This is a genomic window from Pseudodesulfovibrio nedwellii, from assembly GCF_027923765.1.
Classification (GTDB): Bacteria; Desulfobacterota; Desulfovibrionia; order Desulfovibrionales; family Desulfovibrionaceae; genus Pseudodesulfovibrio; species Pseudodesulfovibrio nedwellii.
On record NZ_AP026709.1, the window covers coordinates 3,419,534 to 3,440,343 of the forward strand.

Here is a 20,810-nt window from a genome sequence, read left to right on the forward strand (position 1 = left end):
ATGAAGTCTTTTAAATTTAGTGATAGTAAGTCCTTATATTACAATTGGTTTAAACTTCAAAGTTATGTGTTGTTCCCTCGTAGCCCAACGAGGAGGAAAAAGACTTTTGACTTCTTGTATTATCGATTTTTGTTCAAGCATAGAGGCAATCCTGCGTTTGAATTAGAAAAAGTTTCGTTACGCAGAACCGCCGAAGTTTTGGACAGGCTAATAGTGCAAAGAAAGTTTTTTGAAGCCTTAGCGAATCGACGTCATTCCGTAATCACAGCAGCCATAATGGGACGTCTTTTCCTATCCATGACAGTCCATGATTTTCCAGAACCTAGCCAGAACAAGGCTGTGTTATTGTATAATTATCGGTTCAGCGACAGGCGCGAAGATAAAGGCCATCAAAAGAACTATGGAGTAAGGCACGCAAAGGATAGTCTCAACCAGCATCGGGATGTTCTCCCTTACTGCGTAGCAAACATGTTTAGCAAACCAGTGCGTGCTCAGTCTTGTGAAGAGTTTGGGGCTTTAGTTGAACATAATCTATGTTTGGCTGAGTCGTTTAAGGATTATTGCGAAAGACATACCCAAGCTAGATTGGGGGGAGTGGCAAAGGCGTTCGTTTATCCTGATAAATTACTGAGTGTGGAATATTGGAAAAAACTTTCACGAGTTAAGCAGGATACTCTTTTCTCATATTCACAGAAGCAAATGGTCAAGTACGCAATTAGGGCTGGTTTGAACTGCCCAAAGATTTATTCACTTTACTCGCCATGACGAGGCGATTGTTTTAACCAGGCTATTCCTTTGAACCGGTTCAAAGCAGAGTCGTCGATGACAAAAATAGAAATCCTCCTATGCTTAATGCGTAGGAGGATTTCATGTCTAATAAGCCGCTGAACACAAAGCGGAGCTGCTGGCTCAAAATGGGACAGGCGATGAGTATGCTCAACGTCAGTCGCGATACCATGCGCTCTTACTGTGAACAGGGGCTTGTTTGTGCAAAGAAATTGCCGTCAGGGCATTGGCGAATTGAGCAGGGTAGCGTTGACCAATTCATGCAAACTAGCTCAAGGCTTGTTGTTGAACGTTTGCGGGGACTTATGTTATGACTATAGGCATAATGGGACTCCGTAAGCCTTTCAAAAGAGGGAAGTATTGGTACTGTGAAATTAACCGGCGACGGGTGAGTCTTCGCACCTCCGAAAAGTTTGAAGCGACTCAGATTTTTAACGGGTTGAAGCGAGAGTATTTGGCTGGTCGTCTTGAAGAGTTGCAGAGTGAGTGCAAGACAACTCTGGGTGAATTTGCAGATGAATACCTTGAATGGGCAGAGTCCACGCAAAAGATTAGAACATTCCGCGCCAACAGGCTTGCTTTGGATAAGTTGCTAGCGGTTGCGGAACGTTCGAAGAAGCTGGATCAACTGAACTTCAAGCCTTTGGACGCCCTTGTTGCAAAAGGCAAAAAGGGCAAGCTGAAGACTTCCTCAATCAACAACCACATCCGCCATGTTAGGGCTCTCTTCAACAAAGCCGTTGATTGGGGGCTTGTTGAAAAGAACCCCTTCAGAGGCTTCAAAGAGTTGAAGTCAGAGCCCCGGCCACCGGCATTTCTTTCCGCGAAAGAGTGTGTGGAACTCATTTCTTCAATTGAAGATATGGAGCTGCGCCGTTTCGTAACAGCTTCGCTGTACACAGGGCGGCGTCGTGGAGAACTTTTTTACTTAAAGTGGAGTGACGTTGATTTTGAGCGAGATTGCTATCTTGTTCGGAAAAGCAAGACCCACTTGGTGCGGAGTTATCCCATGCATCCTGAGTTTCGTGCTCTTTTGAAATCCTTCGATGACCGTCAGGGGCGTGTGTTTAAGCGGTGGGAGCATCCAGACACGGTGACAGGGCTTGTTAAGCAAGCCCTCATCAATGCTGGGCATCCTGAAATGCGGTTGCACGACCTTCGACACACCTTTGCGTCGAATCTGGCGGAGGCTGGTGAATCGCTTCAGGCAATAGGTGAGCTGTTAGGGCACACGGATAAACGGACCACGGAGATATATGCTCATCTATCGGATCAGCATCTTCGTGATTCGTTGAAGCGTTTGAAGTTGAACGTCTAATCGAAAGGAAGTCGACATGGAAAAGAAAGTAAGGATTAAGGTTAAGGTTGCGCCTGAGGCTGAAGCAAGACTCAAGAAACTATGTGAAGCAACGGGGAGATCAAATGGAGAAATGTTAGAGATCATTTTAGTTAATAGTGGAGATTTCCTTTTTAGGAATTTGCTTTGGCAATGTATGGAGTTACATCCTAGTCAGGAAGAAAAAGTGTGTAATGCTGTTGTCGCGACAAAGGCAGGCTCAAGGCATTCATATATGATATCGTCAAGCATAAGAGATGGGCTGAAAAAGGCTGTGTCGCTATCAGCTTTTAACATGGGAGAGATAATAACCTTGGCAATAAGTCATTGTGAGCAAATTCATCAATTGAACAAAGTTGATGACGACGCTCGGAAGGAGGCGGTCGATACGTGCCTGAAAGGGATTCTGTTGGCCCAGAGGCGGTTTTCGGATGAAATTGAGGCAATGCGAAGTAGATGGGATGAAATCCTTTCACTGTACTTCACTCCAGAGGTCTCGCCAGCCTATCAAGAGTTGAAAATGTTTTTCGATGGCTTGTCAGGATTTGAGGCATATGGAAGTAATTTGGTAGCCTCCAAAGATTGCTGCCGTCGGGATGCAAGAAGCCGCAATGCTGAGCATACGCGTGGAGTCGCTTGGTCAGATATAGAGGCCGATCATAACGCTTGCCACGGTTTTAGATGATTGTTTGCGTACAATTTGCGTACAGTCCACTCTTTCACTCTAAACAGAAAAAGCCCCTCGGTGATATAACTCACTGAGGGGCTTAAACTTTCCTGGAGCCAGGAATCGGAGTTGAACCGACGACCTACTGATTACGAATCAGTTGCTCTACCAACTGAGCTATCCTGGCGAAATGGGAGTCGATTTTTAAACCAAGGGGCGGTGCGGGGTCAAGGGAAAAGACGGGGTTTTGTGAAATGTTATTGGGGAGAGGGAGGTTGTTGGTCTTTCTTTTGAGTTTACAATGATCACGAGAGCTTGATATGCTAGCGTAAGTGTAAGCAATTTTGATGTTTAAAGGTGAGGGGCCATGCGTATTCGTTTTTTTCTTGTTATTTCTACTCTGTTTTTGTTGTGTCTTCTGTCGGCCCCTTTCTCTGTGGCCATGGCGGGGGGAGGCGGAGATTCCGGTTCCATGGAAAATGTGACGATTCCGCAGGATGCCTCACCTGATCAGCTCAGGGATATTATGGGTTCTTTGAGCGACGAACAAGTGCGTGGGTTGCTGATTCAGGAATTGAAGAAAGAAGCGGATGCTACGCGAAAACCTGAGAAGGTGAAGGGGCTTGCGGGTTTTGTCCAGCGTATGCGTAAAGGGTCTACTTTTTTGCGCGATCGGTTTGAATATCTTTTTTCTGGAGCGGCCGCTGCTCCGAGAGAATTGCCTGCGAAAGTGAAGAATATACTTGGTGGTGAAGACAACTTGACCGTTGGTAAATTGCTTCTTGCGTTGGTTATCCTTACCTCTCTTTGGCTTGGAGCCATGTTTGTTTTCCGGAAGAAAACCGTCAATATTCGTAAGAGCTTTGAAGTCACGCCACCGGATGCCGTGTGGTATACCTGTATGGGGCGGCTGCTCATGCGAGCCTTGCTGGATCTTTTCGGTGTGATTTTGATTTTGGCGGTGGTCTTTGCTGGATATCTTATCCTTTTCAGCGAAGGAGCTGCGAGCAAGCCTGTTATTATTGCATGGTTGTCTGCCATTGTTTTTTTGGAGTTGGTCAAGCTGGTGACCCGGTTTATACTGGCACCCAAGGCTCCTGCTCTTCGTTATTTGCCTTTGAGTGATAGTGCAGCACATTATCTATATAAATGGACAGTCTGGGTTGGTCGAATTATTGCGGTCGGCTTACTTTTGACCACGCTTTTGCGACTTGAAGGCGGGAGTGAAGCCCTGATTTTGTTGGTTTCCACCTTGTGCGGTTTGACTGTTGTTTTTGTCCTTATACTCTTGATTTTATGGAACAGCAGGCCTGTTGCTGAAACGCTTAAATCACGGAGTACGCCCGGTTCCTTGGGATATCAGTTTGCAAGTTTTTGGCACGTGGCTGCGATTGCTTATGTCTTGGGATTCTGGGTTTTTTGGGTTGTGGGGCTTATGATTTTTGGCACTAAAGCCATGTTGCCTGGTGTTATGACTTTGCTCGCCGTGCCGTTGTACCTCCTTTTTGACTGGGGCACACAACGGTTGGTCGCGTTTGCTGCCGACATGGCGGGGCCTGCTATTCCCGAAGATTCTGCAGAAGAGGATCAGGAGCCGGATGAAAGCGGTGAATCGGTTGGGCTTATCGAAAAACATGCGACACGTTTCCAGACATTTCTCAGCAAGGGCTTTCGTTTTATCCTGTTAGCGGGTTTTGTTTTTGGACTACTTCGTGTGTGGGGTGCCGATTTTGATTTGGGACGAGCTACTGTTCGGGCGGCTTTTAATACGCTGATTACTTTGGTGCTTGCCTATATCGTCTGGGTTTTCATCAGTCGAACAATCGAACGAAAACTGACGGCCAAGGCTGCGGATCAAGGTGCTGGTGGCGGCCATGAAGGTGGTGGGCCAGGTGGTGATCGTTTTGCCACCTTGTTGCAGTTGTTGAAGAAATTTATTTTTGGTGCTTTGTTGGTCGTTACCGTGTTAATTATTCTGTCTTCACTCGGTGTGGATATTGGGCCGCTTATCGCAGGCGCATCAGTATTTGGCATTGCTATTGGTTTTGGCGCACAGACGTTAGTTAAGGATATTATTTCAGGTATTTTTTTCTTGACGGATGACGCTTTTCGAGTGGGTGACTATATCGAAACCGGCGGAGCCATGGGCACGGTTGAGGAAATTTCCGTGCGTTCTTTAAAACTTCGGCACCATCTTGGTTTCTTATATACCATTCCGTTCGGGTCCATGAAGTTGGTCAAGAATAATACGCGCGATTGGGCTGTCATGAAACTGCAATATTTGGTGCCGTTTGATACAGATATTCAGCAGGTGAAGAAGATTATCAAGAAGATCAATAAAGAAGTACGCGCTGTGCCTGAGCTTGATGCTGTGATGCTTGGCGATATCAAAAGTCAGGGTGTCAAAGCCATGGAAGAATACGGTATGCGGATGCGGGTCAAGTTCATGACAAAGCCCGGTGGTCAGTTTGTACTGCGTAAGCTTGTACTTGCAAAAATGCGTAAGGAATTTGCCGAAGCCGGTATTGAGTTTGCGCGTCCTCGTGTTTCTGTTCAAATTCCAGATGGTGCGGAATTGTCGGATGGCGAGCGAACCCAGGTGGCTGCAGCAGCAGCCAAGACCATTGATGACAAAGAAAAACAGAAAGCTGCGGCAAAGAAAAAAGGCAAAAAATAAGCAGGGTAGAGCTGGAAGATGGATTGCATGTTGACGTTTCATAACAATGGCGATCATCTCATCGCCATTGTTTCAGGTGTGGTGAATTCATTTGAAGATCTTTCAGCCATGGCACATGGTGTGGTTGAAATGACTTCGGAGCATTGGAGTAAAAAGGCCCTGGTGGATTTTCGGACAGTATCCATGAATATTGATTTTTTGAGTGCTCAGACCCTTGCAAATGATTTGGAAGATGAAGGGGTGCAGCTTTTTGGGATTCGTTTGGCATGTCTTTATACTCATGAAAATATCGATATATATAGAGTTTTTGAGACAGCGCATCAGAACAGATCTTTGAATTTTAAAATCTTCGAGCATGAGGATGAAGCTGTTGATTGGCTCATGTCTTGACCTAGGTTGTGTTGACTAATCGGTTTGCTTTGTCCCTTGTCCCTGACGGCTGTTCGGGTTACGAGTTCAACCAGTTGCTTAATTCATACGCCGAGGACCAATCGTTTGACCGTTGATACCAATCTGTACGCTTTTTTTTCTCCTGACACAGTTGCTGTGATCGGGGCTTCCGCCACTCCTGGCAAGGTGGGGCACACCATTGTCTCCAACATGATTGAAGCCGGGTTTAAAGGTAAACTCTTCCCCGTGAATCCCAAGGGCGGAGAGATTCAGGGATTACCCGTCATAACGGATATTGCCGATTTGCCACACGGGCTTGATCTCGGTGTTATTTCCGTGCCGCCACAGTATGTTATTCCGGCCATTGAGGCCCTTGGCGAGCGAGGGGCAAAATCCGCTATTGTCATCACAGCTGGGTTCAAGGAAGCTGGTAAGGACGGGTATCTTCTGGAGCAGGAAATCATCGCTATGTCCGAGAAATACGGCATCGCGATACTCGGTCCCAACTGTCTTGGCATGATGAATTCGGCCCACGGCGTTAATGCGTCCTTTGCTGCAGGGCACCCCACTCCCGGTTCTATCGCTTTTTTTTCGCAGTCCGGAGCATTGTGCGTGGCAATTCTTGACTGGGCGCTCGGGGCGAATATTGGTTTTTCCAAGTTTATATCCTTGGGCAACAAAGCCGTTCTTGATGAAGCGGACATGCTCGATTATCTCAACAAGGACGAGGAGACAAAGGTCATCCTCGGGTATATTGAGAACGTGGAGCATGGTGAGTCTTTCCTCAAGGCGGCGCGTAAGACCTGTTTAAATAAGCCAGTTATCATGATAAAGTCCGGTACGACTGCTGCCGGAGCCAAGGCTGCTTCGTCGCATACCGGAGCCATTGCCGGTTCCGATCAGTCGTATTCGGCCGCGTTTCATCAGTCCGGTGTGATTCGGGTGGGAGATGTGGCATCGCTGTTTAATTTAGCACAGGCGTTTTCTAGCCAGCCTTTGCCCAAAGGACCGAATCTGGCAGTCGTGACCAACTCCGGCGGTCCTGGTATTTTGACTGCGGATGCAGCGGATCGTTCTCGCTTGACTATGGCAGCCTTGTCGCAAAAGACGATTCAGCGGCTTCAGAAATTTCTTCCTAGCTACGCGGCTTTTTACAATCCGGTTGATATCATCGGTGATGCTGACGCTAAACGGTATAGGCAGGCTTTAGACGTAGTTTCCGAAGATCCAATGGTCCATTCCATTCTGGTGTTGCTCACACCGACGGCTTCGGTAGAGATTGAACAGACGGCTGAGGCGGTCATTCGCATGGCCAGAAAGTGTGGCAAACCGGTTTTCGCTTGTTTTATGGGTAAGACCCGTGTTGCACCGGCTCGGAAGCTGCTTATGGATGCAGGGATTCCGTGTTACGCCTTCCCGGAACCCGCCGTACATTCCATCGAAGCCATGTATAGCTATTACCTCTGGAAGAATCGTCCCAAGCCGGAATATATTGAGGTTAATCGCGATCTGGAGCAGGCGCGGGAAGTCGTCCGTGAGCATATGCGACGTAATCAGCCTGAGATCGTGGAATTTGAAGCTCAGCAGGTGCTTAAGGCGTACGGCTTGCCCACACCGCAGACAGTGTTGGCTCGGTCCTCTGATGAAGCTGTGGCCGCTGCCGAGGAGATTGGCTATCCCGTGGTTCTCAAGATCGCGTCGCCGGATATTTCTCACAAGTCTGATGTTGGTGGAGTCAAAGTGAATTTGTGGAATGCCACAGAGGTCATGAAGACTTTTAAGTCGATAACGGCCAAGGCCCAGCGTATGCGTCGTGATGCTTATATCGCAGGTTGTCTGGTGCAGGAAATGGCTCCTCCGGGCGTTAAGGAAGTGATCATTGGCTTTAAGCGGGATGAGGAATTCGGCCCTATGCTGATGTTTGGTCTGGGTGGTATTTATGTTGAGATCATGAAAGATATTTCGTTCAAGCTTGCACCGCTTTCACGACAGGACTCATTTGAGATTGTGCGTGAAATTAAGTCGTACATGTTGCTCAAGGGGTTGAAGGGTGAGAAGCCTGTGAACTTCACGGCACTGGAAGAGATTATCATGGTTATGTCACGGTTGGCGATTGATCTCCCAGAGGTTTGGGAAGCTGAGTTCAACCCGGTTCTTGTTAATCATGAGAGGGCCATTGTTGCGGATGTGCGGATGACTCTTCATTTGAAAGATAAGTAGGGTTTCGGTTTTCCATTTGCCTCTAAGGTCCGCTGTCAGGATCACAGCAAAGAAGGCGTTTTTTGCCTGCTTTTTCCGCTTCGAAAAAAGCAGGTCGCCGTAAAGGCGAGACCTTTTCAGCAATACCGTTTGCATTTTCACTGCGGGTGCTCGCAACACCCACCAAACAAAAAGTCCTTTCCCCTCTCATCGTTGTTGCTGGTGAGCACTGTTTGCTTCTAAATCTTTCGATCAAAGGCTGGGTTCGGTTTTTATTTAGTTGGAGAAAAGAAACGGCCTTTGAAGGAAGAACAGTTGGGTGTGTTTTCCCCAAGACAAAGGTCCTTTTGTGGTTGTCGAAGAGCTTAAAAGAAAAAAAATATCACCTACACCGAACTTCTAGTTTCCCGTCGGGAGTTAAATCCCGATTTCTTCAGGCTCGCTGCTCAAAGCGACTCATTTCTTCCTAATATCAGTAACAGCTTCCCCCTCAATTCCCCAATTGTCCGTATCCACTTCGTCGATAATGACAACGGTGGTCTTCGGATTCTTCCCCAGCACATCAGCCAGCAGATTGGTTACACCTTTGATTAGTTGTTTCTTTTGCTCGGCGGTTGCGTCTTCTTTGGTAATGCGAATGTTGACGTATGGCATTGGGCTTTCCTTTTTACTCAGAGGCAGTATTACTCGGCAAAATTACGGTGATGGTGGTGCCTGCCTCTTCGGATGTTTCCAGCGAAATAACGCCCCCCATGGCTTCTGTCATGAGCTTGGCAGAGTATGTTCCTAGGCCTGTACCGGTGACTTTATCCGCCGTGGCATATTTGTCAAAAAAAGTGTCTTGGACAGCGACTGGCACAATCGTGGGATTGTGAATGGCGATGGTGACGGTGGGAGAATCCCTAATATCCATGCTTATATGCTGGCCTAAAGCAGAGGCTTCAATACCATTTTTCATCAAATTTGCGAGTAGTGAATAGCATAGACTTTCATCAGCAGGAATGATCATTGATTCATCTAGTGCGAGCGATTTCTCAGATCGAGTGGCCACTATGGTAACGCCCTTCATGCCCGCCAGCCCCGAAAGATCCACAATCACTCGATGCGCAATTGCCAAAATATCGACATCTTGCGGTTCATATCGGTACATGCCGGTTTCCATCTTGTAGATATCAAGACTGCGGTTTATGAGGTCCAAGCCTGTGCTGACGGATGTCCGCATGTCGTTCAACATGATTTTCTGGTCTTCGTCGAGCGTGGTGTAGTTGCGCAGGTACTCTATGCCGTTGAGTGCGCCAATGAGCGGTGATTTGATGTCATGCCGGGTGATTTGTTCCACGTCTGCCTTGAGGGTCTCAGCATGTTTTCGTTCGCGGATACGGCTGGATTCCAATCTGAATAGAATACTGCCGACAACAAACAGGCTGCAACACGCCAGAATTGTTCCGTATGTAGCCAGTGCGTTGACGCGGTTGAGTTTTTGCATGTGAGCCGAAACATCAGAGACCAACTCAAATGCGCCGAGAAAGGAGTCTCCACGCATGATCGGGACGCAGGTCTCAAGGATATCTATTTCCTTTGTGGCGCCATGAGCGTCGATTCCTTCTTCGCGTTTAAGTTCACCGCTTGGCAGTCCTTTCAAGGTCCTTTCAAAGAATGTTGTTTCCTTACTGCGTGTGCCGATTTCATTGAAATCAGTGGAGTATAGAACGAGACCCGTAGCCGAATAGACTTTGATTTTTAAAAGGCCGAGTTCGTTTTCCATTCTAAAGATGGCTGCAGTGAACCCTGTGTTTTCAAGGACTGTATGAGTCAGTTTGGAGTGTTTGGCAGCCGGGGGAATGACATATTTTGCCAGTCGTCCGGTTTCCTCCATAATGGATGAAATGAAAATTTTTGAATAGGCGGGATAAATGATTTTTACGTTGATGAGTGGCAACCCGACGGCCGTAATGAATGCCAACACCAGAAGGCCGATCAAAGGGCGACTGTATCGCGTGTTGGTCGAAAACTGGTTCTTATTCATAGTCCGTTTTCCCTGATGGTTGAAGAGGATTCATTGAATATAATCATAGCATATGGTCGGTCCGAGGCAAGCTGTTTAGAATCTCACGCTACGTGATGAAATGATTGTCACCTATTAACAAGGAGATTGAGGTAACAAAAAACCGTCTTTGTCGCCGTTAAAAAGGCAACAAAGACGGTTGTTTTGGTGCGTCTGATCTTTCTACAGAATATAGCGGGAGAGGTCGCGATCTTCCACGACGTGGTCGAGTTGATCTGTGACATAGTCTCGGTCGATAATAACTTCTTGTCCTGATTTGTCCGGGGCTTCGAAGGAGAGGTTCGCCAGAATTTTTTCCATGATGGTGTAGAGTCTGCGAGCTCCGATATTTTCGGTCTCCTCATTGATTTTTTCGGCCATGGCCGAGATCTCTTCCAGCGCTTCCTGTGTGTAGTCTACTGTTACGCCTTCAGTCGCAAGGAGGGCCTTGTATTGCACGGTCAGTGCGTTTTTGGGCTCGGTCAGAATGCGGTAGAATTCTTCCTTGTGCAGGGAGGATAATTCTTCGCGCAGAGGGAAGCGGCCTTGCAATTCAGGGATGAGATCTGATGGTTTGGCAAAATGGAATGCGCCTGCTGCGATGAACAGGATGTGATCGGTCTTGATCATGCCATACTTGGTATTGACCACACTGCCTTCCACGATAGGGAGCAGGTCACGCTGTACGCCTTCTCGGGAGACATCGGCTGACCCGCCGCCGGTCTGGTCGTGGCGGGATGCTATCTTGTCCATTTCATCCACGAACAGGATGCCGGATTGTTCGACGCGCTCTCGGGCAAGTTCATTGACTGCATCCGGGTCGATGAGTTTATCGGCCTCTTCGTCGATAAGTGTCTGATATGCGTCCTTGATCTTCATCTTGCGTGTCTTACGCTTGCCGGGGAACATGTTGGAGAAGGCATTTTGCAGATTGTTGCCCATGTCTTCCATGCCGGGGATGGCCATGATCTCCACCTGTGCGCCGGACTGGACTGTCACTTCCATTTCCACTTCGCGCTCGTCGAGTTGCCCCTGACGAAACATCTGGCGGAATTTGTCACGGGTGCCGTCGTCTTTTTTGGGCGGCTCAACCGGCTCTATTGCATTGTCCTGATTCCCCGCGAAAAAGCCCATAGGCTCTTGCTGCTTAGGGCCCTGGCCGGGCAAGAGCAGATCAAGGAGACGTTCTTCAGCGTTCTTTTCTGCTTTGATGCGTACCTTTTCGGTTTCTTCTTTGCGGACCATGGCCACGCCGATTTCCATAAGGTCACGGATCATGGATTCCACATCGCGTCCTACGTAGCCGACCTCGGTGAATTTGGTGGCTTCGACCTTGAAGAACGGGCAGTTGGTCAACCGCGCCAGACGGCGGGCAATTTCTGTCTTGCCGACGCCGGTGGGTCCCATGAGAATGATGTTCTTGGGGGCAATTTCGTCCCGAAGTTCCGGTTCGATCTGTTGCCTGCGCCACCTGTTACGCATGGCGATAGCCACCATCCGCTTGGCGTCGTTTTGGCCGATAATATATCTGTCGAGTTCAGAGACAATTTCTCTCGGTGTCAGATTACTCATTTACTTATCCTGTGATTCCAGAGTGATGTGGTTGTTCGTGTACACGCAAATATCAGCTGCGATTTCCATGGCCTTGCGGGCGATGACCTCAGCTGGCAGGTCGGTGTTTTGTTGCAGGGCCCGGGCTGCTGCCAGGGCATAGGACCCGCCGGAGCCGATGGCAGCAACTCCGTCGTCAGGCTCGATGACGTCTCCGGTACCGGAGATGATCAGAATGTGTTCGCCGTCAGCGGCTAACAACATGGCTTCGAGTTTACGTAAATACTTATCAGTACGCCAATCTTTGGCCAGCTCCACAGCTGCCCTGAGCAGGTTGCCGGAGTAAGTCTCCAGCTTGGTCTCGAATCGTTCGGACAGGGTGAAGGCATCGGCGGTAGCTCCTGCGAATCCGATGGTGACTTTGTCCTTGAAGATGCGCCGCACCTTGCGGGCGGTATGTTTCATGGCAATGGCCTGTCCCAGGGTGACCTGACCGTCACCGGCAACAGCAGTACCGTTGTCGTCTTTGACCGCAATGATGGTTGTTCCTCTGAGTTCCACTTTTTGCTCCTTGTGTGAGGCGTTACAGCACTTCTTCGGCGATGGCGATCCATGTATCATAGGCCGCGTCGTCGTGCAGGACCATGCTTATTTCTCTGACCATGTTTGCTTCCAGTCCTTGTTTCAGGGTTGATAATGCAATACGTGCAGCGTCTTCGACTGGATAGCCGTATGCGCCGCAGGAGATGGCAGGGAATGCGATGGTTCCAATAGCATGTGCTTGGGCGAGCTTCAGACTGTGTGCATATGCACTGCCGAGCTTCGCAGGTTCGTCGTTTTTGCCGTCGCGCCAAATAGGTCCGACGGTGTGAATGATAGAGTGTGATGGCAGGCCGAAACCGGGGGTGATGACCGCCATGCCTGTTGGCAGTGTGCCGTTTTTTTTGATGATGTTCTGACAGGCTGTTTGAAGTTCAACAATCCCTGCGGTTTGATGGATGGCCCCGTCCACACCACCGCCTCCGGCCAACCGGGTATTGGCGGCATTGACGATGGCATCGAAGGCAAGAGTGGTTATGTCACCTTGACGAATAACAAGTCGCCCGGTGGAAATGTTCCAGGTCTGCATGATAGTTCGAAAGATAAGACCGCAAGCGGCAAAGGCAAGGCCATCCATGCGGATTGTCTGGTGATGATTTCGATCTGTTGGATTTTGTCACATCGAATCACTTTCGGCCTATCAAAAGGCATGGTACAGATAACATTATGTCTCACCGTGAAAAAATACTGATTGTTGACGATCAACCAGAGAATATCGACATAATGGTTGAGGCTTTGCAATCGACGTATGACCTGATGGCGGCTACAAACGGAGAATCCGCTTTGGAGCGCGCACGAGGGGAAGCTCCCCCGGATCTTGTCCTGTTGGATGTGATGATGCCCGGCATGGATGGGTATGAGGTTTGTCGTCAGTTGAAAGATGGTCGAACAACACGCGATATTCCCGTGATTTTTGTTACGGCACTGGATGACCCGGACAAGGAAGCCAAGGGGCTTGATCTTGGGGCTGTTGATTATATTACCAAGCCAATAAGTCCGCCTGTCGTCATGGCGCGTGTCCGGGCGCATTTGCAATTGATTCATGCAAGACGAGTCCTGATGCGCCAGAATGATGTTCTTGAACAGCGAGTCAAGGAACGAACCGCCGAAGTGGTTCGTTCGCAGGTGGAGCGGGTAGCGGGACTGAATAATTTTGCCAATGCCATGGCTCATCAGATACGTAATCCGGTCATGGCCCTTGGCGGCATGTCCGGACTACTGCTCAAGAAGGTTCCAACGAATAGTCCTTTGTCAGAATATGCTGTCGCGGTTCGAGAGAATAGTTTGCGGTTGGAACATCTAGTTGGTGTTATCAGTGATTATGTTTCCCTGACGGCAGGAAAGCCTGAGGCCTTCCCGGTACGAACTCTCGTGGAAGATGCCATAAAGCGAGCCCGTGAAATTGCGACTGATCTTGGGAAGGAATTGGACTGCACGGCAGAGCTGGCAGACAGTGATGTTGTGGTGGATGCGGAGTTGGCTGTGCTGGCTTTGGTTGAAATTATGCAGAATGCGATTGAATTTTGTGAGCGCAACACGATTGTTCTGTCAATTCTGGGCGGTCCGGATGTCTTTCCCCATGAGGTGACAGCCTCGGAACGGTTTTATGCGGCAGACAGGTGGTATGGAGTCCGTATTACCGACAATGGTCCGGGTATCCCCGATGAAAATTTGGCGTTTGCCACCGATCCTTTTTTTACGACAAAGGCATCTGGTGTGGGCCTTGGGTTGACACGTGCGAATCGTATTCTGCACGACGAATTGGGCGGTGAGCTCTTTGTAGAGTCGCCGCCGGATAAGGGCGTGTCAGTGACCGTGAGTTTTTTGTTAGGATTTGAGTTGGACTAGTCGCTTTCTGCTTCGTTTTTTATCTCTGCAATGGCTTCTGCATAGGCTTGGAATACGTCATCGCGGTTGATCAATCCGATAATTTCGCTGGTGTTGGTCTTGGCTACCACTGGAATCTGCCCGTAGTCGGTGTTCACAAATCGAAGCAGGGCCTGATAGAGATCGTAATCCGGTCGGACGTAGACAGGGCGCGACATGAGATCTCGGACAACCACCAGATCATGCAGTTCCTCTTCAAACATCCAGTTGCGGACGTTATGGATGGAGATCATGCCACAATATTCTCCGCCATCTGCTCGGCGTACCGGAAAATACAGTTGGTCCGAGTTGGCGATAATGTCCGTCATCGCCTTGAGCGTGGTGCCTTCTTCCAGAACGATCACGTCACCAGGATCATAGAAATCCGAGACATGCATTTGTTCCAATACATTGATGGTAGCGTCTTCGGCATGGGCTGGTGAGTCGAATTTATTTTCCACCTGATGCTCATAGAGCGAGTAATTGCGACCAAGTACAATGCATAAAGCTGACGCAAGCATAAGCGGAGCAAGCAGGCCGTAACCTTGAGTTAACTCCGTGACCATGATGAGCGGTCCGATAGGTGCGTTGGCCACTCCTGCGAAGAATGCGGCCATACCCACGAGGATGTAGGCTCCGGGTTGGGTGACGATGTCGGGGAAATAGTGATGACCGACCTTGCCCACAAGGCCGCCTGACATGCCGCCTACGAACAAGGCTGGTGCGAACATGCCGCCTGACATGCCGGAGCCGATGGTGATGGATGTGGCAACGGTCTTACCGATGATGATGTAGCACATGCCGAGCGCTGGAATTTGACCGAGAATGGCAAGCTCCAACCAACCATATCCACCGGACAGGATGCCACCTGTGACCAGTCCGTCAGTCGCTGTGTAAGGATAGGCTATGCCAAGCAGGCCCATGGCGAGACCGCCGATTCCCATGGACCAGATAATGCCAATTTTTTCTCGAAGTGGAAAAAATATATGATATTTGATGACGTGGAATGTTTTGATATACATCCAGCCAACTGCGGCGCAGACAAAAGCGAGCAGGGCATAAAAAATGAGTTCTCGCGGGTCATGAAAAGAAAAACGCGGGATGCCGAAAATTGGTTCTGTGCCGTAGAAAAATGTGAAAATCGAATAGGAGACAACGGAACTCATGACCGAAGGCAGGATGGCTTCGGCCTCAAAGTCTTCGCGGTAAATGACTTCCACTGCTGTGAGTGCGCCGCCAAGAGGAGCGCGGAAAATAGCACCCAGACCACCTGCCGCACCTGAAAGCAGGAGCAGCCGACGTTCTTTGGCTGAAAGATTGAAAATTTTGGCAAGCCATGCGCCTACGCCTGCGCCCATTTGCGTGATGGGGCCTTCTCGGCCTGCAGAACCACCTGAAGCAATGGTCAGGACGGAGCACAGCCCTTTGATGATGGCTACACGTGCCTTGATGATCCCGCCATGATTATGAAAAGCGTTGATGGTGGCATCCGTGCCATCTGTTCCGCCGTCCATGGTTTCCGGGATGAATCGTTGCACTAACCAGCCGGTGAGAAGGGCGGTTCCGGTGGTAAAAACAGGAATAACCCAGGGGCGAAATTCACCGGTATGACCGTGGAAGATGCCTTCACCGGCAGGTTCCACAGCAGCGATACCTGCCAGATTATTTTGAATGATGAATTTGCCGAGTTCTACGAGCCAGAAAAAGCCCACAGCCACCAAGCCGGACATGACGCCGACCAAAACGCCGATGGTCAACCACCTGAATGAGGTGACCATACGGTAGGATTTGACGAAATCGGTCCAGTAATTGATTATTCTGGTTATTACTTGCAGAGACATGGGTTATCCGTTGGTAAGGCCCAAGTCGGGTCGGGTCAGTTTGATGGCCGCTTCAGGTTGGGACAGGAGCTGGCGACCCAGGTCTATGTCTTTGGCTATGCGGTCTTTGAGTTCGTCTATCCCATTGAATTTCTTTTCGTCACGGATGCGCTGTACAAAATGTACGCGGATATCTGCACCATAAATATCGCCGGAAAAATCAAGGATATGTGCTTCTACAGACAGGGCATCATTACCGAAAGTCGGATTTTTTCCGATATTCGCGACGCCCATGTGGACGACGTTGTCCACTTCCACCCAGATGGCGTAGACACCGGGTTTGGGAAAAAGTTCATCGACCAGTTTGAGATTCGCAGTGGGGAAGCCGAGCAGCTTGCCGCCTCTGTTCATGCCATGCACAACTTCGCCTTTGATCTGATAGAAACGGCCAAGCAATGGTCGTGCAGGCCAGACAGTTCCGGCTTGGACCAGATCGCGAATGCGGGTTGAACTGACCACGGCATTGTCGATGGAGACAGGGTCGAGGCGATCCACGGAAAATCCGTGTTTTTCGCCGAGTTTCGTCAGGATTTCAAAATTACCAGCTCTGGCTTTGCCTAGATGGTAGTCATACCCGATAATCATTTCCTTCATGCCCAGTCCGTTCACAAGGTATTTTTTGACGAATTCCTCGGGAGAGAGCTTGGCCATTTCCATGGAAAATTCCAGGAGCAGGCAGACTTGTGGGCCATGCTGGGAGATGAGATCAAGCTTTTGTTCTGTCAGCGTGATAAAGGGGGGAGTTTTGTCATCCCGCAGAACCCGTAGTGGATGGGGGTCAAATGTAACGACCACACTGACGAGGCCTTGAGACTTAGCACGTAAACATGCCAACTCGATGAGTTTTTGGTGGCCTTTATGAACGCCGTCGAAATTTCCGATAGTCACGCATGACTCGCCGACGACGTCCTGAAGTTCCTCTATGGTCCTTGCGACGATCATAATATTCAATGTCCCTGTTTGAAAAAAAAGCAACCTACGCCAAAAAGGCCCGGTTCACAAGGCTTTGCTACTTCTTGAGCTTGGCCCGTTCCTTGATGAGTGCATCCAGTTTTTTTATTTCTTCCTGCTGCGCGTCGGTCTTGGCGAGTGCCTTGGCTTTTTGTGCATGCAAGGTGGCTTTGCGTAAATTCATGGAATAAACCCCTGCGTAGGCAAGGTGCAGATTTCCGCCGAAGGTGTCCCCGGATTCACCCAGAATCATTCCGAGATGATGATGAACTTCCCAGTCCTCGGGAACCAATTTTTCGACTTTTTGCATATTTGCAATAGCTTGCCGATATTGTTTGGCCTCGCTTTGGAGTCGTGCGAGATAGAATAATCCAATGGCATCCCTTGAGTTTTGGATGGTCGCTTTTTGCAGCAGGGTGAATGCTTTTTCGGCGCGGCCTGTTTTGAAATAGAAAATGCCTGCTTCCCGAGATATGAGCGGATCGTTACCGTCCTGTTCAAGCGCTATTTCATACGCCTTTTCGGCTTCGTCCATTTTTTTGAGACGAGTAAGAGCTATTCCGCGTCCGGCATGTTCCATAGGAGTGAGGCCGTTGGCCTTTTTGTCATCCCAATAGGCCAAGGCCGTGTTGGCCGGTGACATTTTGGCGCGTACCAGAACCTGCACCCTGTGCAACCGTGTGTTGTCGTCGGTACGTTGAGAGAATTCCTTGGGCATTCGGGCAATGCGGTCATTAAGATAGGTGATACGATCCGCGGTTCCGGGGTGAGTGGAAAGGTAGGCTGGCATTTGAGAACCAGAGTCGAACCATTTGTTTTTTCGCATGATTTCGAACATCTGAGGCATGCCTTGAGGATTGTATCCTGCTTTGACCAACGCATTGAGTCCTACGTGGTCAGCTTCATTTTCATCATCACGCGAATAATTGAGCATGGCCTGGGTGGCAGCGCCGGAGCTACCGAGGGCAAGAGCTGTCCCTACGGCTGCTCCGTCACCACTACCGGAGGCAATGCCGAGCAGCAGTCCGGTCAGAACTCCTACCGTGGAGAGCAGTCCGATTTTTTTCTGTTTTTCGATGCGCTGGACTACATGGCGTTGGGAAACGTGTGCAAGTTCGTGTGAGATAACGCCAGCCAGTTGGCATTCGGATGTAACTTCCTGAATCAACCCTGTGAAAATATAGATGAAACCACCGGGGATAGCGAAGGCGTTCATAAGAGGGTTGGCGATAACTGCGCTTTTGATTTTGAAGGGCATAGGTCGCTTTCCGTCTTCAATACGTTTAACGACATCGGTGACGAAATCCGTGATATATGTGTCGCCAACCATGCCCATCTGGCTGCGGATGACCTGATCGAATTCACGCCCCATTTTGTTCTCATCGCGTAGGGTTAATTTGTCGCCCAACAACGAGTTGGCGTGGGCTTCGCTCAGAGGAGTGAAAGTCAAAAGCAAAGCCGCAAAAAAAGCGGGCAATGTAGCGATCAGGCTTCGTATCATATTCCTTCCATTGGTTGCGTCTGACACATTGTAATCATTTGAAGGGCCAACGCAACCATGTGCAACGGGAGCGAATAAAAAAGGCGCGGCCACTGATGGTCGCGCCTTTGTAATGTCAGTGCCTGCGTTTTATCTGGCCATTGAATCCAGAAAGTCGCGGTTGTTCTTGGTGTTTTTCATCTTGCCGCGCAGGAATTCCATGGAATCGATGGAGTTCATGGGGGAGAGAAGCTTTCTGAGAATCCAGACGCGGTTAAGCACATCGTCTTCCAGCAGCAATTCTTCTTTGCGGGTGCCGGAACGGTTGATATCGATGGCTGGGTACACGCGTTTGTCGGAGAGATGACGATCGAGGTACAGCTCCATGTTGCCGGTACCCTTGAATTCTTCAAAGATGACTTCGTCCATACGGGAACCGGTGTCGATGAGTGCGGTGGATATGATGGTCAGGGAACCACCTTCTTCAATATTGCGGGCTGCACCGAAGAAACGCTTGGGACGTTGCAGGGCATTGGCGTCAATACCACCAGAAAGGACACGACCGCTTGAGGGGGTCACGGCGTTGTACGCGCGGCCAAGGCGGGTGATGGAATCCAAAAGGATGACCACGTCGCGTTTGCGCTCGACCAGACGTTTGGCTTTTTCAATTACCATGTCCGCTACCTGAACGTGGCGCTGCGGCGGTTCGTCAAAAGTGGAGCTGACGACTTCGGCTTTGACCGTGCGTTGCATGTCCGTCACTTCCTCGGGCCGCTCGTCAATGAGCAGGACAATGAGGTCCACTTCGGGGTGGTTAGCGTTGATGGAGTTGGCAATGGTCTGGAGCATGATGGTCTTACCGGTGCGGGGCGGGGCCACTATGACGCCGCGTTGCCCTTTGCCGATAGGAGCCAACAGGTCGATAATCCGTGCAGAATAATTTTTATCCCCGTTTTCAAGCTTGAACTGTTCTTCGGGATAGAGGGGAGTCAGGTTGTCAAAGAGAACGAGGTTTTTGGAGTGTTTTGGGTCTTCGAATCCGATTTCGGAAACGCGAAGCAGGGCGAAGTACCGTTCTCCTTCCTTGGGAGGCCGAATTTGGCCGGAAACTACGTCACCTTTGCGGAGACCAAACCTGCGGATTTGAGAGGGGGAGACGTAAATGTCGTCCGGTCCAGCCATGTAGCTGTACATGGGAGAACGTAGAAATCCGAAACCATCAGGCAGAATTTCAAGGACGCCTTCTCCAAAAATTTGTCCATCGCGAGAAGCACACTCCTGCAACAGGGAGAAGATTAACTCCTGCTTGCGCATGGTACTTGGATTCTCGACACCGAACTCCATGGACAGTTCGGTTAGATCTTGCATGGATTTGAGCTTGAGCTCGGTTAGGTTCAGGCTACCGCCGTTTCCATTACCGTTGCCGTTACCGTCGTTTCTTTTGTCGGATTTGGGCGCGGCTTTTCTGCCTCGGGGACTTCTTTTGGGAGCGGGAGCCTTGCCTTTGCCATCATTGCCAGGTTTTGTGTTGGCCATAATCGAAAAATTGGTGTTGAGGTTGAATGAATATTAAAAAATCTATTAACTATACTAAACTGTATTGTATGAAAAAAAAGAGAAGGGGATTGGTCGAATGCTGTATATGAACCGCTGAGTGAATCGGTTCATATGGTAATACTATAAAGCATACCTCACGTTGAAGTTGCGCTAACAGCTTTCGGAGTCTTTAAAGGAACTTTTAATGATAGTGGGAAAATAGCTACGTCGCGAAGCGACATCTGAATTAGGACGTACATGAAACGGTTGGCCTTGACAAGCCCCGTTAGTCGTCTTTCTCCTGTGCGGCGATGACATCAGCGAACATTTCGTTGATATCTTCCTTAATATTTTCCTGATCCCGGCCCAACGAGTAGGCCAGTTCCATAGACACCAGTCCCATAGCTTGTTCCAGCAGGCGACGTTCTCCAAAAGAGAGTTCTTTGTCACGGCCAATCAGAAACAGCTCTTTGAGGACATACGCAACATCCGCAAGGTCACCACTCTTTAATTTTTCAGAGTATTCGCGGTAGCGACGGTTCCAGTTTTGCCCCGTGTATCCGGTAAAACCAGTTCGGTCATTGAGGGATTCGAAAATTTCTTGCCCCAGACGCTTGCAGCATACGGATCTGAGTCCAACATTTTCGGCATTAGCCACGGGAACCATGAGGGTCACGTTGTTGCTCAGGATGCGGACTATGTAAAAATCGGCTTTAACGCCGCCGATCTCCTGAGATTCTATACGCTCGACGCGACCGACTCCCTGAGATGGGTACACAACCAATTCATTAACCTTGAACACTGGGACCTAAGCTCCTTGAAAAATGCTTTATTACACACGACAGAA

At 49.4% G+C, this 20,810-nt stretch carries 18 protein-coding genes and 1 tRNA gene; 8 read left to right on the forward strand and 11 right to left on the reverse strand.

From position 1 onward, the window contains the following. The 4 genes from SYK_RS15945 to SYK_RS15960 all read left to right on the forward strand — a co-directional run bounded on the left by SYK_RS15945 (position 1) and on the right by SYK_RS15960 (position 2,807). On the forward strand, positions 1 to 765 hold the full coding sequence (locus SYK_RS15945) for a hypothetical protein (protein ID WP_281761265.1): 765 nt from the start codon (positions 1 to 3) through the stop codon (positions 763 to 765). 104 nt (positions 766 to 869) lie between these two features. Beyond that, positions 870 to 1,100, forward strand: coding sequence for a helix-turn-helix domain-containing protein (locus tag SYK_RS15950; protein WP_281761266.1), 231 nt, complete (start codon positions 870 to 872; stop codon positions 1,098 to 1,100). Then, the gene (locus tag SYK_RS15955; RefSeq protein WP_281761267.1) at positions 1,097 to 2,104 is read left to right on the forward strand and encodes a tyrosine-type recombinase/integrase; all 1,008 of its coding nucleotides are present in this window, start codon (positions 1,097 to 1,099) and stop codon (positions 2,102 to 2,104) included. Before SYK_RS15950 ends, SYK_RS15955 begins: the two co-directional genes overlap by 4 nt. A 16-nt stretch (positions 2,105 to 2,120) precedes the next feature. After that, entirely contained in the window at positions 2,121 to 2,807 is a 687-nt protein-coding gene (locus SYK_RS15960; RefSeq protein WP_281761268.1) for a hypothetical protein, read from the forward strand. Positions 2,808 to 2,900: 93 nt separating this feature from the next. On the opposite strand, the gene SYK_RS15965 is transcribed toward SYK_RS15960, so the two are convergent. Next, a tRNA-Thr gene (locus tag SYK_RS15965) sits at positions 2,901 to 2,976 on the reverse strand. A gap of 180 nt (positions 2,977 to 3,156) precedes the next feature. Here SYK_RS15965 and SYK_RS15970 point away from each other — a divergent pair. From SYK_RS15970 to acs, 3 genes are all read left to right on the forward strand, one after another. Further along, positions 3,157 to 5,466 carry a mechanosensitive ion channel domain-containing protein gene (locus tag SYK_RS15970; protein WP_281761269.1) on the forward strand — a complete coding sequence of 770 codons (2,310 nt, stop codon included), beginning with the start codon at positions 3,157 to 3,159 and terminating at the stop codon, positions 5,464 to 5,466. 27 nt (positions 5,467 to 5,493) lie between these two features. Continuing rightward, positions 5,494 to 5,856, forward strand: coding sequence for a hypothetical protein (locus SYK_RS15975; RefSeq protein ID WP_281761270.1), 363 nt, complete (start codon positions 5,494 to 5,496; stop codon positions 5,854 to 5,856). A 105-nt stretch (positions 5,857 to 5,961) separates the two neighbouring features. Next, positions 5,962 to 8,076, forward strand: a complete 2,115-nt coding sequence (gene acs, locus SYK_RS15980) for an acetate--CoA ligase alpha subunit (RefSeq protein WP_281761271.1) — start codon at positions 5,962 to 5,964, stop codon at positions 8,074 to 8,076. 435 nt (positions 8,077 to 8,511) lie between these two features. Here the strand turns inward: acs and SYK_RS15985 are convergent, their stop codons facing one another. The 5 genes from SYK_RS15985 to SYK_RS16005 form a co-directional block, all read right to left on the reverse strand. Further along, positions 8,512 to 8,709: a 2-hydroxymuconate tautomerase family protein gene (locus SYK_RS15985; RefSeq protein ID WP_281761272.1), complete on the reverse strand. Its 198-nt coding sequence runs from the start codon at positions 8,707 to 8,709 to the stop codon at positions 8,512 to 8,514. Between the two features lie 13 nt (positions 8,710 to 8,722). Continuing rightward, complete coding sequence (locus SYK_RS15990; RefSeq protein ID WP_281761273.1) at positions 8,723 to 10,081, reverse strand: sensor histidine kinase; 1,359 nt, start codon at positions 10,079 to 10,081, stop codon at positions 8,723 to 8,725. A 201-nt stretch (positions 10,082 to 10,282) separates the two neighbouring features. Beyond that, the gene (hslU, locus tag SYK_RS15995) at positions 10,283 to 11,671 is read right to left on the reverse strand and encodes an ATP-dependent protease ATPase subunit HslU (protein ID WP_281761274.1); all 1,389 of its coding nucleotides are present in this window, start codon (positions 11,669 to 11,671) and stop codon (positions 10,283 to 10,285) included. Beyond that, positions 11,672 to 12,211 (reverse strand): ATP-dependent protease subunit HslV, encoded by a 540-nt coding sequence (gene hslV, locus SYK_RS16000; protein WP_281761275.1) that lies wholly within the window; start codon positions 12,209 to 12,211, stop codon positions 11,672 to 11,674. Between the two features lie 22 nt (positions 12,212 to 12,233). Beyond that, positions 12,234 to 12,827 carry a macro domain-containing protein gene (locus SYK_RS16005; protein WP_281761276.1) on the reverse strand — a complete coding sequence of 198 codons (594 nt, stop codon included), beginning with the start codon at positions 12,825 to 12,827 and terminating at the stop codon, positions 12,234 to 12,236. 89 nt (positions 12,828 to 12,916) lie between these two features. Here SYK_RS16005 and SYK_RS16010 point away from each other — a divergent pair, with 89 nt between their 5' ends. After that, positions 12,917 to 14,098, forward strand: coding sequence for an ATP-binding response regulator (locus SYK_RS16010; protein WP_281761277.1), 1,182 nt, complete (start codon positions 12,917 to 12,919; stop codon positions 14,096 to 14,098). On the opposite strand, the gene SYK_RS16015 is transcribed toward SYK_RS16010, so the two are convergent. The 5 genes from SYK_RS16015 to SYK_RS16035 form a co-directional block, all read right to left on the reverse strand. Further along, on the reverse strand, positions 14,095 to 15,957 hold the full coding sequence (locus tag SYK_RS16015; RefSeq protein WP_281761278.1) for a chloride channel protein: 1,863 nt from the start codon (positions 15,955 to 15,957) through the stop codon (positions 14,095 to 14,097). The two genes, SYK_RS16010 and SYK_RS16015, sit on opposite strands and share 4 nt — an antisense overlap. A gap of 3 nt (positions 15,958 to 15,960) precedes the next feature. Then, positions 15,961 to 16,938, reverse strand: a complete 978-nt coding sequence (locus tag SYK_RS16020) for a bifunctional riboflavin kinase/FAD synthetase (protein WP_281761279.1) — start codon at positions 16,936 to 16,938, stop codon at positions 15,961 to 15,963. Between the two features lie 67 nt (positions 16,939 to 17,005). Continuing rightward, positions 17,006 to 18,448 (reverse strand): M48 family metallopeptidase, encoded by a 1,443-nt coding sequence (locus SYK_RS16025; protein WP_281761280.1) that lies wholly within the window; start codon positions 18,446 to 18,448, stop codon positions 17,006 to 17,008. 129 nt (positions 18,449 to 18,577) lie between these two features. Next, the gene (gene rho, locus SYK_RS16030; protein WP_281763282.1) at positions 18,578 to 19,825 is read right to left on the reverse strand and encodes a transcription termination factor Rho; all 1,248 of its coding nucleotides are present in this window, start codon (positions 19,823 to 19,825) and stop codon (positions 18,578 to 18,580) included. 424 nt (positions 19,826 to 20,249) lie between these two features. After that, positions 20,250 to 20,765 (reverse strand): CarD family transcriptional regulator, encoded by a 516-nt coding sequence (locus SYK_RS16035; protein WP_281761281.1) that lies wholly within the window; start codon positions 20,763 to 20,765, stop codon positions 20,250 to 20,252. Between the last annotated feature and the right edge of the window lie 45 nt (positions 20,766 to 20,810).